General features: G+C 70.2%; 13 protein-coding genes and 1 tRNA gene. 11 read left to right on the top strand and 3 right to left on the bottom strand.

Annotated elements, in window-relative coordinates; translation table 11 throughout:
- Positions 1–1,002: an HNH endonuclease gene (locus ACQUQD_RS17155; RefSeq protein ID WP_428952961.1), complete on the bottom strand. Its 1,002-nt coding sequence runs from the start codon at positions 1,000–1,002 to the stop codon at positions 1–3.
- Between the two features lie 281 nt (positions 1,003–1,283).
- Between ACQUQD_RS17155 and ACQUQD_RS17160 the strand changes: the two genes are divergently transcribed.
- Together ACQUQD_RS17160 and ACQUQD_RS17165 are read left to right on the top strand one after the other, a co-directional pair.
- Positions 1,284–1,838: a YwqJ-related putative deaminase gene (locus tag ACQUQD_RS17160; RefSeq protein ID WP_428952962.1), complete on the top strand. Its 555-nt coding sequence runs from the start codon at positions 1,284–1,286 to the stop codon at positions 1,836–1,838.
- Complete coding sequence (locus tag ACQUQD_RS17165) at positions 1,838–2,344, top strand: SUKH-3 domain-containing protein (protein ID WP_428952963.1); 507 nt, start codon at positions 1,838–1,840, stop codon at positions 2,342–2,344. Before ACQUQD_RS17160 ends, ACQUQD_RS17165 begins: the two co-directional genes overlap by 1 nt.
- Positions 2,345–2,418: 74 nt before the next feature.
- Here the strand turns inward: ACQUQD_RS17165 and ACQUQD_RS17170 are convergent, their stop codons facing one another.
- A complete protein-coding gene (locus ACQUQD_RS17170; protein ID WP_428952964.1) occupies positions 2,419–3,747 on the bottom strand; it encodes a sensor histidine kinase in 1,329 nt (442 codons plus the stop codon).
- A 166-nt stretch (positions 3,748–3,913) separates the two neighbouring features.
- On the opposite strand from ACQUQD_RS17170, the gene ACQUQD_RS17175 reads away from it, so the two are divergent.
- From ACQUQD_RS17175 to ACQUQD_RS17205, 7 genes are all read left to right on the top strand, one after another.
- Entirely contained in the window at positions 3,914–4,639 is a 726-nt protein-coding gene (locus tag ACQUQD_RS17175) for a hypothetical protein (protein ID WP_428952965.1), read from the top strand.
- Between the two features lie 28 nt (positions 4,640–4,667).
- Positions 4,668–4,739, top strand: a tRNA-Gln gene (locus ACQUQD_RS17180).
- Between the two features lie 108 nt (positions 4,740–4,847).
- Positions 4,848–6,302 (top strand): bifunctional UDP-N-acetylglucosamine diphosphorylase/glucosamine-1-phosphate N-acetyltransferase GlmU, encoded by a 1,455-nt coding sequence (gene glmU / locus ACQUQD_RS17185; protein ID WP_428952966.1) that lies wholly within the window; start codon positions 4,848–4,850, stop codon positions 6,300–6,302.
- Between the two features lie 120 nt (positions 6,303–6,422).
- Entirely contained in the window at positions 6,423–7,400 is a 978-nt protein-coding gene (locus ACQUQD_RS17190) for a ribose-phosphate diphosphokinase (protein WP_018529824.1), read from the top strand.
- A 175-nt stretch (positions 7,401–7,575) separates the two neighbouring features.
- Positions 7,576–8,163: a 50S ribosomal protein L25/general stress protein Ctc gene (locus tag ACQUQD_RS17195; RefSeq protein ID WP_428952967.1), complete on the top strand. Its 588-nt coding sequence runs from the start codon at positions 7,576–7,578 to the stop codon at positions 8,161–8,163.
- 99 nt (positions 8,164–8,262) lie between these two features.
- Positions 8,263–8,856 carry an aminoacyl-tRNA hydrolase gene (gene pth, locus ACQUQD_RS17200; RefSeq protein ID WP_428952968.1) on the top strand — a complete coding sequence of 198 codons (594 nt, stop codon included), beginning with the start codon at positions 8,263–8,265 and terminating at the stop codon, positions 8,854–8,856.
- A 64-nt stretch (positions 8,857–8,920) separates the two neighbouring features.
- Positions 8,921–9,394, top strand: a complete 474-nt coding sequence (locus ACQUQD_RS17205; protein WP_428952969.1) for a hypothetical protein — start codon at positions 8,921–8,923, stop codon at positions 9,392–9,394.
- Position 9,395: 1 nt separating this feature from the next.
- Here ACQUQD_RS17205 and ppc read toward each other — a convergent pair whose 3' ends face one another.
- Entirely contained in the window at positions 9,396–12,128 is a 2,733-nt protein-coding gene (gene ppc / locus ACQUQD_RS17210; RefSeq protein WP_428952970.1) for a phosphoenolpyruvate carboxylase, read from the bottom strand.
- Positions 12,129–12,421: 293 nt separating this feature from the next.
- Here ppc and ACQUQD_RS17215 point away from each other — a divergent pair, with 293 nt between their 5' ends.
- Together ACQUQD_RS17215 and ACQUQD_RS17220 are read left to right on the top strand one after the other, a co-directional pair.
- Positions 12,422–13,414 (top strand): acyl-CoA desaturase, encoded by a 993-nt coding sequence (locus tag ACQUQD_RS17215; protein ID WP_428952971.1) that lies wholly within the window; start codon positions 12,422–12,424, stop codon positions 13,412–13,414.
- Positions 13,415–13,426: 12 nt separating this feature from the next.
- A complete protein-coding gene (locus ACQUQD_RS17220) occupies positions 13,427–14,119 on the top strand; it encodes a TetR family transcriptional regulator (protein WP_428952972.1) in 693 nt (230 codons plus the stop codon).
- Positions 14,120–14,133 lie beyond the last annotated feature (14 nt).

Raw genomic sequence — 14,133 nt, forward strand, 5'->3', positions numbered from 1 at the left:
TCACCCCTCGTCCGAGTACGTCGAGACCGGGACCGCGGTCGCGAAGCCGCCGTCCACCATCAGGTTCGCCACCGTCTCCAACTCCGGCGGATTGCCGGCCAGCCGGGACAGGAAGACATCGAAGTCGTCGCCGCACGGCAGCAGCAGCCGCTCCACGCGCTCGGCCGCCGACCAGCCCGCCGTGTCACCGCCGTCCCGCGCGTCGTCGTACGCGCAGAACCACACGGAACCGATCGCCGCGCCCCGCACCTTCACCGCGAGAATGCCGCCCTGCACGAACCCGACCGCCAGATAGTCCTTGGTCAGGTGATCGCGCAGACACTTGTTGACGTAGACCACGTCGTTGACCGCGGCCTCGTCGCGGACCGTGAAGAACGGCTGGTCGATCAGCAGGCCCAACTCGGCGTCCAGCGCGGCCCCGACGGGCGCACAGCCGCCGCCCGCCTTGAGGAACGACCGATAGGCGCCCGGCAACCGGTACCCCAGGTCCTCCTCCACGCCGAGCACCTGATGCTCGGTCACCGCCACCGCCGACTTCGGCAGCCCGAAGTGCGCGGGCCGGGTGTCCTGCAGCGGGCGCGTGCCCCGCTTGTGCTGGTCCACCGCCGCCGTCGCGAGACCGCCGTGGTGGCGCAGCAACGCCTTCACCTCGACGGGCACCAGCTCCAGACGGCGCGAGCCGCGCACGTGGTGCCAGGTCCAGCCGTGCGGGGTCGCCACCGCCGGGATCGTGTCCCACAGTTCGTGCCCGGACGCGGCCAGCGCCGCGTTCGCCGACACATAGTCCGTGAGCCGCAGCTCGTCGACGCCGAATCCCTCGGGAGGCTCCGCGATCTCGGCCGCGGCCCGCGCGTACGCCGAGAAGTCCGGATAGCCGTCGGCGTCCACCCGCACCCCTCTCGGATGCCGGGCGGCGCGGACCGGGTCAGGGAAATTCACTACCTGCCCGGCATAGGCCGCGTTCGGCGGCGCGGCTTGCTGCCCGAGCCGACCTGTCGTCATGGCGGTTGCCCCCTGCGGCGCTGTTGACGGTTCCTGATCCGTACCGAACCCGTGATCCGAACTCTCGGTCCGATTTCTGACACGTATCGATCGCGGACAACGACAGCCTATGCGGTTGTACGACACCGGTCACCGGCCCTCCGGTTCCATGACCAGCAGTCACCCCACTGTCACCACCCCGTGACGATCGGGCGTGTCAGCGGGTACCGGCTTCCGCACCAGCCGCCCCGTTTGGCACTCTGTCCAGGCAACCTGGGGGATTGCAGGAGGGGAAGCACCACATGCACAGCGGTACCGCAGAGTCACCCGCACCCACGGACGCGCCGTCCGGCCACGACCCACGCGTCGGCTGGAGCGCCGCCGATTCCGCCGACGTCCCTGTACTGCGCGGCCGCCGCGACGGCATCCTGCCCGCCGTCGCCGCCGCGCTCTCGGTGCGCGGCAGCACACTCACGTCCACCGCCGCCCGGGGCGAACAGGCACCCGAACTCCACCCTTTGGTCCAGGACTTCCTGGACACGCTCACCAGCGCGCAGCGCGACCGGTTCACCGGACGCTGCGCCGAGGTCATCCTCATCTCCCGCCACCTCGCGGCCACCGACGCCGAGCGCACCGAGAAGTCGAAGCGCGCCCGGCGCAGACCCATGACGATGAGCGAGGCCCGCAAGGCCCTCAAGCACGCCAAGCTCACCACCCGCCGGATCCGCGAGGACGGCGACCCGCTGCACGGCGGCTTCGCCCGGCCCTGTCGCGCCTGCGCCGCACTGACGGCCCACTTCGGCGTGCACGTAGTAGACCCCTCCACCGACGCAGCCGACAGCGAGGCCCCGCACTGATGCCGAACTCCGCCTCCGCGGACCGCACTTCGAGCACCCGCTTCACCACGCTCGTCGACTCCACACTGCGCGCCGCCGGCTGGCAGCCGGGGCGCTGGGACATCAAGCAGGCCGAGTTCTGGGCCGACGCACTGCGCACCCACGTCTCCCCGGCCGGCCACCGGCACGCCGTCTTCCCGGCAGCGGTGGAGGCCTGGGCGGAATTCGGCGGCCTGCACCTCACGCCCACCGGGCCCGGCCGCCGGATAGCCCCGTCCCAGCCCCACCTGGACCCCCTGCACGGACTCCACATGGCCCGCACGCTCGGCGACCTCGGCCGCGCCCTCGACACGGAGGTGAGCCCGCTCGGCGCGGAGTCCGGCACGGAGGCCCTGCTCGCGATCGACACCGAGGGCCGCGTCTACGCCCTCGACCACAGCGGCGACTGGTACCTCGGCCCCGACATCGACCAGGCCCTGGAAACCCTGATCACCGGCGTCCAGCCACCCCGCCTCCAGGCCGTGTAGGGCCCGTCCGGCGGATCAGGCCACGCCCGGGCGGCCCACGCCTCCCGCTCGCGGCAGGATGCGCCGGGCACGGCCTACGCGGCCGGCAGCACCGCCGACACCCGGAAACCCCCGGCGTCCGTCGGCCCGGACACGAACACACCGCCGAGCCCGGCGACCCGCTCCTTCATCCCGACCAGCCCGTTCCCCCCGGACGGCAGCCCCACCGAGGACGCGTCCGCGGGCACCGGCGGCCGCTCGTTCTCCACCTGCATCGCCACCTCGGCCCCGCGATGCGCCAGCCGCACATACGTCTTCGCGCCGGCCGCGTGCTTGTGCACGTTCGTCAGCGCCTCCTGCACCACCCGGTACGCGGTCTGCTCCACCACCGCGGCGTACCCCTGGGTCTCCCCCTCCACGATCATCTCCACCACCATCCCGGCCTCCCGGGACTGCCCCACCAGCTCGTCCAGCTCCGCCAGGCTCGGCCCCGCGTCCACCGCCCCGGCCTCCGCCTCGGCCCGGGACGCCGCCGCGGCCGCCGCGACCCCCACCGCCGCCAGCGGCACCGCCTCGACAGCTCTGCCGCGCTCCGGCACCGGCTCCCCGGCCCGCAGCACCCCCAGCATCTCTCTCAGCTCCGTCAGCGCCTGACGGCCCATGTCCCCGACCAGAGCCGCGTTCCGTACCGCCTTCTCCGGGTCCTTGCGCGCCACCGCCTGCAACGCCGCCGCGTGCACCACCATCAGCGACACCCGGTGCGCCACCACGTCGTGCATCTCCCGCGCGATCCGCGTGCGCTCCTCGCCCCGCGCCCACTCGGCCCGCTCCTCGGCCCGCTCCGCGAGCAGCGACAGCTCCCGCTCCAGCGACTCGTTCCGCTCCCGCAGGCTCTCCATCAGGCGGCGCCGCGCGCCCACGTACAGCCCGAGCAGCAGCGGCGGGGCGGTCACGCCCAGCGACGTGGTGATGGCGACGAACGGGACGAGCCAGCCCCCCACCTGCAGCCGGTCGCTGTGCACCATGTCCTGCTGGGCCCGGACCACCGAGACGATCAGCGTGCCGAGGAACGACATCCCCGCCAGCGCCCCGATGATCCGCCGCGGCATCTCCGACGCGGCCAGCGAGTACAGCCCGACGACGGTGAGCATGACGCCCATCTGCGCCGGCGTCACCGCGACCGAGACCAGCACCACGGCGATCGGCCAGCGCCGCCGCAGCAGCAGCGTCGCGCCGGTCAGCACCCCGAAGACGATCCCCACCGAGGCCGGCAGCCCCGCCTTGTGCGCGAAGGGCACCCCCTCGAACGCGCACTCCACGGCGGACGCCGCCGCGAGCCCCACATCCAGCACGGCAGCACGCCGCCGCTCCCACCACCACGGCCCCCCGGCCGTGGCTCGGTGAACTTCCCCCGTCGTGGTCATGCCTCCAGCCTACGGGCGCACGCCGCCCGCTTTCCGGCGAGTTTTGCTTACTGGCCTACACCACTGCCCGTCATCGAACAGAAGCGAAACCGGCCGGTATCCCTCGAACTGCTGAGCCACACCCCTTTCCCCACCGGACACCCGCATTCCGGACAAGCCTTGGCGTATGACGGAGACCACAGGGAAGTCCGCGGGGCGGACCGGGCGCCCGAGGGCGAAGGACGACGTACGAGAGCGGGCCCGCGAGCTGCGCCGCCAGGGCCTGACGTACAACGAGATCAAGGCCGAGCTGGGCTGCTCGAAGAGTTCGGTCTCCTTGTGGGTACGGGACCTGCCGAAACCGCAGCCGCGCTGCACACCGGAGGAACAGCGCGCGCGGATGAACGCAGGACTGGCGGAACTGCGCTCCGCCCAGGATCAGGAACGCCGGGCGGCGAGGCAGGCCGCGGCCGACGCCGTGGGGCGCCTGTCGGAGCGCGATCTGTTCCTGACCGGCGTCGCGCTCTACTGGGCGGAAGGCACCAAGAGCAAGCCCTACCGCCGCAGCGAAGCACTGCAGTTCATCAACAGCGACCCCGACGTGATCCGCCTTTTCGTGCGCTGGCTCGCACTCCTGGGAGTCACACCCGACCGCCTGACGCTGCGTCTGAGCATCCACGAATCCGCCGACGTGCGCGCCGCCGAGGCGTTCTGGGCCGACGTCGTCGGTGTCGACGTGAGCGCGTTCAGCAAGGCCACGCTCAAGAGGCACAATCCGCGAACAGTACGGAAGAACACGCGGGCGGCCTATCACGGCTGCCTGGTCATCTACGTCCGCCGGAGCGCTGAGCTGTACCGTCGCATGGAAGGCACTTGGTACGGCATAGTGTTGGGTGCTCACTCGACGAGTTGAAGGAATGTCCGCTTTTCGGCGGCTTCATTCCCCCGTGGTGTAATTGGCAGCACCGTGGCTTTTGGTGCCATTTGTCCGGGTTCGAGTCCTGGCGGGGGAGCTTCGTGGTGCGGGGCCCGGTCATCGCCGGGCCCCGCACCCGTTTCCACCCCAGAACGCCCCGGTATCCTGCGGATGTCCACCCCACTCGAAGCCGAAGGGCACACCCGTGAGCGCCATCCGCCCGGCCGCCGTCGTCGTTCTCGCAGCGGGTGAGGGCACCCGCATGAAGTCGGCCACGCCCAAAGTCCTGCACGATCTCTGCGGCCGCTCCCTGGTCGGGCATGTGCTGGCCGCCGCGCGGGAGTTGAACCCCGAGCAGCTCGTCGTGGTCGTCGGCCACGAGCGCGAGAAGGTCGCCGGGCATGTGACCGTCATCGACACCGAGGCGCGCACCGCCGTACAGGCCGAGCAGAACGGCACGGGCCACGCCGTGCGGATGGGCCTGGAGGGCCTGGTCCCCGACGGCACCCTCGACGGGACCGTCGTCGTGGTGTGCGGTGACACGCCGTTGCTCACCGGGGAGACGCTGACCGACCTCGCCGCCACGCACACCGCCGACGGCAACGCGGTGACCGTGCTGACGGCCGACGTCCCGGACGCCACCGGCTACGGCCGCATCGTGCGCGACACCGGCTCCGGCGCGGTGACGGCGATCGTCGAGCACAAGGACGCGACCGAGGCGCAGCGCGCGATCACCGAGATCAACTCGGGTGTCTTCGCGTTCGACGGCCGTCTGCTCGCCGACGCGCTGAAGAAGGTGCGTACGGACAACAGTCAGGGCGAGGAGTACCTGACGGACGTGCTGGGGATCCTGCGTTCCGCCGGGTACCGGGTCGGTGCGTCGGTGGCCCGCGACCACCGGGAGATCGCCGGTATCAACAACCGGGTGCAGCTCGCGCAGGCCCGCCGGATCCTCAATGACCGTCTTCTCGAGCGCGCGATGCTCGACGGCGTCACGATCGTGGACCCGGCCAGCACGTTCCTCGATGTCGAGGTGACCTTCGACCGTGACGCGACGGTGCTGCCGTCCACGCAGCTGAACGGGGCGACGCACATCGGCGAGGGCGCCGTCGTGGGCCCCAATACGCGTCTCACGGACACCACGGTGGGCGCCGGCGCCCGGGTGGACAACACGGTGGCCGACAGTGCCGAGGTCGGCCCGCAGGCCAGTGTCGGCCCGTTCGCGTACCTTCGCCCCGGCACTCGTCTCGGTCTGAAGTCGAAGGTCGGCACGTACGTCGAGACGAAGAACGCGACGATCGGCGAGGGCACGAAGGTGCCGCACCTGTCCTATGTGGGCGACGCGACGATCGGTGACTTCACCAACATCGGTGCGGCCAGCGTGTTCGTGAACTACGACGGCAAGGACAAGCATCACTCCACGATCGGGTCGCACTGCCGGACCGGTTCGGACAACATGTTTGTGGCGCCTGTCACGGTCGGGGACGGTGCGTACACCGCCGCGGGCTCCGTGATCACGAAGGATGTGCCGGCCGGTTCGCTGGCCGTGGCCCGGGGCCAGCAAAGGAATATCGAGGGTTGGGTGGCCCGGAAGCGTCCGGGGAGCGCGGCCGCGAAGGCGGCCGAGGCGGCCTCCCGGAATCCGGACAGTGAGGGCTGACCGGAAACAGGTGCGTCCGACACGGCGTACCGTGATAGGTGCACACGATTCGCCTGGCTCGCTGCTATAGGGACGCGCGGGCAGCTGCGGCGGACGAACTCGTCTGAGGAGACTAGTGCTGTGACCGGGATCAAGACGCAGGGCGAGAAGAAGCTGATGCTCTTCTCAGGCCGCGCCCACCCCGAGCTTGCCGAGGAGGTCGCGCACCAGCTCGGTGTCGGGATCGTCCCGACCAAAGCCTTCGATTTCGCCAACGGTGAGATCTACGTCCGCTACCAGGAGTCCGCTCGCGGTGCCGACTGCTTCCTGATCCAGAGCCACACGGCTCCGATCAACAAGTGGATCATGGAGCAGCTGATCATGATCGACGCGCTGAAGCGCGCGTCGGCCCGCTCCATCACGGTCATCGTGCCGTTCTACGGTTACGCGCGGCAGGACAAGAAGCACCGCGGACGTGAACCGATCTCGGCGCGTCTGATCGCGGACCTGCTGAAGACGGCCGGTGCGGACCGGATCCTCGCGATCGACCTGCACACGGACCAGATCCAGGGCTTCTTCGACGGCCCGGTGGACCACCTGTTCGCGCTGCCGATCCTGGCGGACTACGTGGGCGCGAAGGTGGACCGCGACAAGCTGACCGTGGTCTCGCCCGACGCCGGCCGGGTCCGTGTCGCCGACCGCTGGTGCGACCGTCTCGGCGCGCCGCTGGCGATCGTGCACAAGCGCCGTGACAAGGACGTCGCCAACCAGGTGACCGTGCACGAGGTCGTCGGTGACGTGAAGGGCCGCGTCTGTGTCCTGGTCGACGACATGATCGACACCGGTGGCACGATCTGCGCCGCCGCGGACGCCCTGTTCGCGCACGGTGCCGAGGACGTCATCGTGACGGCGACGCACGGTGTGCTGTCGGGTCCGGCGGCGGACCGTCTGAAGAACTCGAAGGTGAGCGAGTTCGTGTTCACGAACACGCTGCCGACGCCGAACGAGCTGGAGCTCGACAAGATCACGGTCCTGTCGATCGCCCCGACGATCGCCTCCGCGGTGCGCGAGGTCTTCGAGGACGGCTCGGTCACCAGCCTCTTCGAGGGCGAAGCCTGATCCTGACGTAGAAGATCCATTTGGGTGCGGCCTTCCTCGCCGAGTAGACTGGACAAGTTGCTCGGCGAGGGAGGCCGCACTTTTTGTGCGACTGTCCGTTATCGACGCGCTCTTCGTAGCAGGCCGTTCGTGGCCGGGTGACCCTTTCCCCTGATCTACGAGGAGTTGAGAGCACATGTCCGAGGTCAAGCTCGCCGCCGAGTCCCGCACCGAGTTCGGCAAGGGCGCCGCCCGCCGCATCCGTCGCGAGAACAAGGTTCCCGGCGTTGTCTACGGTCACGGTGGCGACCCGGTCCACATCACGCTTCCGGGCCACGAGCTGCTGCTCGCCCTGCGTACCCCGAACGTCCTGCTGTCCCTGGACATCGACGGCAAGAACGAGCTGGCGATCCCGAAGGCCGTGCAGCGCGACCCGCTGAAGGGCTTCCTGGAGCACGTCGACCTGCTTCTCGTGAAGCGTGGCGAGAAGGTCACCGTCGAGCTCCCGATCGTCGTCGAGGGCGAGCTGGCGCCGGGCGCCAACCTGCTCGAGCACGTCCTGAACACGCTGGCCGTCGAGACCGAGGCCACGCACATCCCGGAGTCGGTCACGATCTCCGTGGCGGGCCTGGACGCCGGTGACGCCGTGCACGCCAAGGACGTCACGCTGCCGTCCGGCACCACGCTGGCCGTCGACGAGGACGCCGTGGTCCTGCAGGTCCTGACCGCGCAGGCCGAGGAGGCCCCGGCCGAGGCCGAGGGCGACGAGGCCGCGGAGGCCTGAGCCTTCAGCGTCTGAGCTGTCGTACGGGGTGGTGGGCACGGCCCGCCACCCCGTACCGCTGTATCGACGTCCCGTACGTACGCGCGTAAAGGAATCTGCATGTCCGACGACAACGCCCCCTGGCTGATCGCCGGGCTCGGCAACCCCGGTCCGGAGTACGCGATGAACCGGCACAACGTCGGTTTCATGGTGGCCGATCTGCTGGCGCGGCGGATGGGCGCCAAGTTCAAGCGGGCGACCAAGGGGCAGGCCCAGGTGGTGGAGGGCCGTATCGGTCCGCCGGGGCCCGCGAACCGTCGTGTGATCCTCGCCAAGCCGATGTCGTACATGAACGTGTCCGGTGGTCCGGTGACGGCGCTGCGCGACTTCTACAAGGTGCCGACGGCGCACATCGTGGCCGTCCATGACGAGCTGGACATCGACTACGGGGTGCTGCGTCTGAAGCTGGGCGGTGGTGACAACGGGCACAACGGTCTGAAGTCGATCACCAAGGCGTTGGGGTCCGACTATCACCGGGTGCGGTTCGGGATCGGCCGGCCGCCGGGGCGGATGCAGGTCGCGGACTTCGTGCTGAAGGACTTCGCGTCGGCGGAGCGCAAGGAACTGGACTACTTCGTGGACCGTGCGGCCGACGCGGTGGAGGCGCTCGTCATCGAGGGCCTGGAGCGGGCGCAGTCGACGTACAACTCCTGACCTGTACGGACTTTTCCCTGGCGGGAGTTGACCATCCGCAGGGTCATGGCCAAGGATCCCGGCCATGTCGTCTGCGGTCTCTGCTCTCTCGGTCTCCCGTCAGGTCGCCGCGGCGGCGCTCGCCGCGCTGCTGCTGGTCGTCGGCGTGTGGTCGTCGTGGGGCGATGCGCAGCACGTGATGTTCCCGACGGGCCGGGAGCGCGGCACGATGGCGGTGACGCGGTGCACGGACGATGTCTGCACCGGCCCGTTCTCGCCGGCGTCGCCGACCGCGGAGCGGCACGCGAGCGTGACGATCGACCGCTCGATCGGCGAGAAGAAGGGTGCCCGTTTCCCGGTGGTGCTCAAGCCGGGTTCCACGTCGGCCGTGCGCGCGGGCACGGCCGGTTTTCTGCATGCGTGGGTGCCGTTGGGCGGGGCGCTGCTGCTGGCGTCGGTGGTGGTCGCGGGCGGAATGCGGAACCGGCGCCTCGCGTGGATCACGGGAGGCGCCGGTTTCGTGGTGCTGACGGCGGCCTTCGTCGCCGTCGGCTTCTAGGTCAGCCGGTGTTGCGCAGGCCGGCCGCGACACCGTTCACGGTGAGCAGCAGGGCCCGGCCGAGGGTCGGGTCCGGGTCCTGGCCCGCGGCGGCCTCTTCGCGCTGGCGCTTGAGCAGGGCGACCTGGAGGTACGAGATCGGGTCGAGGTAGGCGTCCCGGATGTCGAAGGTCTGCTTGAGCACCGGGTGGGCGTCCAGGAGTTCCCGCTCGCCGGTGACCCGCAGCACCTCCCGCACGGTCAGCTCGTGCTCGGCCTCGATGTCGGCGAAGACGTGCTTGAGCTCGTCGGGCACGAGCGTGTCGACGTAGTGCCGGGCGATCCGCAGGTCGGTCTTGGCGAGCGTCATCTCGACGTTGGAGATGAAGTTCTGGAAGAAGTGCCAGTGTTCGTGCATCTCGTCGAGCACGCTGTCCAGGCCCGCCTCGCGCAGCGCCTTCAGGCCGGAGCCCACGCCGAACCAGCCGGGGACGATCTGCCGGGACTGGGTCCAGCCGAACACCCACGGGATGGCGCGCAGGCCGTCGAGCGAGGCGTCCGAGCCGGGGCGGCGGGAGGGCCGGGAGCCGAGGTGGAGGTCGGCGAGCTGGTCCACCGGTGTCGACGCGAGGAAGTACGAGGGCAGGTCGGGGTCCTCGACGAGCTTGCGGTAGGCGGCGTGGGCCGCGTCGCTCGCCACGTCCATGGCGGCGTCCCAGCGGGCCAGGGCCTCGTCGGACTGGCGCGGCGCGGTGTGCAGGGCGGAGGCCTGGAGGGTGGCCGCGACGGTCAGTTCCAGGTTCTCCCGGGCCAGCGACGGCACGAGGTACTTGTCGGAGATGACCTCGCCCTGCTCGGTGACCTTGATCTCGCCCTCCAGGGTTCCCCAGGGCTGGGCGAGGATCGCGTCGTGCGAGGGGCCGCCGCCGCGGCCGACGGTGCCGCCGCGGCCGTGGAAGAGGCGCAGGCGGACGCCGTAGCGGTGGGCGACGTCGCGCAGCCGGCGCTGGGCGCGGTGGATCTCCCACTGGGAGGTGGTGATGCCGCCGAACTTGGAGGAGTCGGAGTAGCCGAGCATGACCTCCTGGACGTCCCCGTTCAGCGCGACGAGGCGCCGGTAGGACGGGTCGGAGAGCATGTCCTCCAGGATCGTGTCGGCGGCCTTGAGCTCGTCGGTGGTCTCCAGGAGCGGCACGATGCCGATCTTGGCCCAGCCGGCGTGCAGGTCGATGAGGCCGGCCTCGCGGGCGAGGACGGCGGCGGCGAACACGTCGTCGGCGCCCTGGCACATCGAGATGATGTACGACTCGATGACCTCGGGCCCGAACACGTCGAGGGCCTTCTTCATGGTGTGGAAGACGCCGAGGGTCTTCTCGCCGGCCGCGTCCAGCGGCGCCGGGGTGGGCGCCAGCGGGCGGCGGGAGCGGAGTTCCTTGGCGAGCAGCTTGCCGCGGTAGTCGCGGGGCATGTCGGTGTAGCGCCAGGACTCCTCGCCGAGCCGGTCGAAGAGCTGGCCGAGGGTGTGGTGGTGGGCGTCGGCGTGCTCGCGTACGTCCATGGTGGCGAGCTGGAGGCCGAACGCGGCCAGGGTCCGGATCGTGCGGTTCATCCGGCCTTCGGCGAACAGGCCGCCGCGGTGCTCGCGCAGCGAGGTCTGGATGAGGGTGAGGTCGTGCAGCAGCTCGGCGGTGCCGAGGTAGTCGCGGCCGTCGACGTGCGGGGTGTTCTTCGCCAGCCGGTCCTTGGTGTTCTCCAGCTTCTGCCGGATCGCGGTCGCCTTGAGCCGGTAGGGCTCCTCGGCGTTCAGCCGCTTGTAGCGGGGGCTGATCTCGGGCAGCCGCTCCAGGTCGGCCTGGAGCGAGGTGAGCAGCTCCTCGGTGGCGCCGGTGTAGCGGATGGAGTTGGAGAGGAAGCCGCGCAGCTCGTCGATCATGTCGAGCGCGTCGTTGATGCCGTGCTCGTGCTGGAGGATCAGGACGTCCCAGGTCACCTGCGGGGTGACGTTCGGGTTGCCGTCGCGGTCGCCGCCGATCCAGGTGCCGAAGGTCAGCGGCCGGGAGTCCTCGGGCAGCTTGACGCCGACGCGCTCCAGCTCGGCGGTGAGGTCCTCCAGGACGTCGCCGACGGCGCCGGCGTGCAGCTCGTCCAGGTAGTAGATCGCGTTGCGCGACTCGTCGGTGACCTCGGGGCGGACCACGCGCAGCTCGTCGGTCTGCCACACGAGGTCGATGTTCTCGGCGAGGCGGGTGTCGTAGCGGCGGCGGTCGGTCTCCAGGACCGGCGTCTCCAGGAGCTCGGCGATGCGGCGGAGCTTGTTCAGTACCGAGCGGCGGGCGGCCTCGGTGGGGTGCGCGGTGAAGACGGGGCGCACGTTCAGGTGCTCGACCGTCTGGCGCAGGTGGTCCGGGTCCGCGTCCTTGAGGCGGTCCGCGGTGCGGGCGAGCAGGCCGCCCTCGGCGGCGCGCTTGGCGCGCAGCTCGCGGCCACGGTGCACCTGCTCGGTGACGTTGGCCAGGTGGAAGTACGTGGAGAAGGCGCGGACCAGCTTGGCCGCGGTCTCCAGTTCGGTGCCGCGCAGCAGCTCGGCGGCGGCCTCGCCGTCCTCGCGGGTCAGCTGGCGGACCTTCTCGACCAGCTCGAGCAGTTCGGGACCCTCCTGGCGGACCAGGGTCTCGCCCAGCAGGTCACCAAGGCGGCGAATGTCGGCGCGCAGCTCGGGGCTGGTGCTCGTAGCGGTCTGATCGGCACTGCTCACAGGTGCGGCTCCTTGCAGTGGTGAAGCTCGTCTGGAGGGAGGGAACCCCGGAACCGGGTAGAAGTCCCGGGTGGAGATTCAGAGCGGACCGCGCTGTCCGACCGTTTCCAAGGATATGTGCCTGCACCTGCAGCACGCCCCGGGGCCTCTTGCCGCCCGGCTGCACGCTGCCATACTTACGACGCCGTAGGTTACGGAACCGTAGGCATGGCGAAGGCTTTCTGTCCGCGGATCTCCGTGGATCTCCTGACCCGTCTCAGACCCTCTCAACCCTCGACTTACAGGGGACTCCTATGACCACACGTTCCGATGTGATCGAAGACGCCCCCGAGGCGGCGTCCGGATCACCGTCCGGCGCGCTGCCGTCGGCGACGCTGGGCGGTGAGCAGAAGCGCTCGCTGGAGCAGATCACGCTGCTGCTGTTCATCGCCGTGCCGTTCCTGGCGCTGGTCGCGGCGGTGCCGCTGGCCTGGGGCTGGGGGGTCAGCTGGCTGGACCTGGGCCTGCTGGTGTTCTTCTACTACCTCGGCTGTCACGGCATCACGATCGGCTTCCACCGCTACTTCACGCACGGTTCCTTCAAGGCGAAGCGGCCGCTGCGCATCGCGCTGGCGGTCATGGGCTCGATGGCGGTCGAGGGTCCGCTGGTGCGCTGGGTCGCGGACCACCGCAAGCACCACAAGTTCTCCGACGCGGAGGGCGACCCGCACTCGCCGTGGCGCTACGGGGAGACCGTGCCGGCCCTGATGAAGGGCCTGTGGTGGGCGCACGTGGGCTGGATGTTCGACGAGGAGCAGACCTCGCAGGAGAAGTACGCGCCGGATCTGATCAAGGACCCGGCGATCCGCGCGGTCTCCCGTCAGTTCGTCTTCTGGACGATCCTGTCGCTGTTCCTGCCCGCGCTGATCGGCGGTCTGGTGACGATGTCGTGGTGGGGCGCGTTCACGGCGTTCTTCTGGGGCTCGCTCGTGCGGGTGGCCCTGCTGCACCATGTGACCTGGTCGATCAACTCGATCTGCCACGCGGTCGGCAAGCGCCCCTTCAAGTCCCGCGACCGCTCGGGCAACGTGTGGTGGCTGGCGGTGCTGTCCTGCGGGGAGTCCTGGCACAACCTGCACCACGCCGACCCGACGTCGGCGCGGCACGGTGTGATGCGCGGCCAGGTCGACTCCTCGGCGCGCCTGATCCGCTGGTTCGAGCAGCTGGGCTGGGCGCATGACGTGCGCTGGCCCTCGAAGGACCGGATCGCCTCCCGGCGCAAGCCGCAGGCCGCCGACGCGGCGTGACGTCAACACGGCATGATGGGAGTCGTGGCGACCGACTCAAGCACCCCGAGCAACGCGGGCAGTGACAGGCCCGACAAGACACGGCGTGCGCGCCGTACCCGGATGACGGGGGCCGAGCGCCGGCAGCAGTTGCTGGAGATCGGTCGCACGCTGTTCGCCGCGAAGGGGTTCGAGGGCACGTCGGTGGAGGAGATCGCGGCCAGGGCCGGGGTCTCCAAGCCGGTGGTGTACGAGCACTTCGGCGGCAAGGAGGGCCTGTACGCGGTCGTCGTGGACCGCGAGATGCGCCAGCTCCTGGACATGGTCACCAGCTCGCTGACGGCCGGGCACCCGCGTGAGCTGTGCGAGCAGGCGGCCTTCGCGCTCCTCGACTACATCGAGGAGTACACGGACGGCTTCCGCATCCTGGTCCGTGACTCCCCCATCCCGCAGTCCACGGGCTCCTTCGCCTCGCTCATCTCCGACATCGCCACGCAGGTCGAGGACATCCTGGGCCGCGAGTTCAAGGCCCGCGGCTTCGACTCCAAGCTGGCCCCGCTGTACGCGCAGGCGCTGGTCGGGATGGTCGCGCTGACCGGCCAGTGGTGGCTGGACGCCCGTAAGCCGAAGAAGGCGGAGGTCGCGGCGCACCTGGTGAACCTGGCCTGGCACGGCCTGGACGGCCTGGAGCCCAAGCCCCGCTTGATAGGGCACCGCAAGAGCTGATCCGAGAGCTCCAG

It is taken from the genome of Streptomyces sp. cg35 (assembly GCF_050410835.1).
GTDB lineage: Bacteria > Actinomycetota > Actinomycetes > Streptomycetales > Streptomycetaceae > Streptomyces.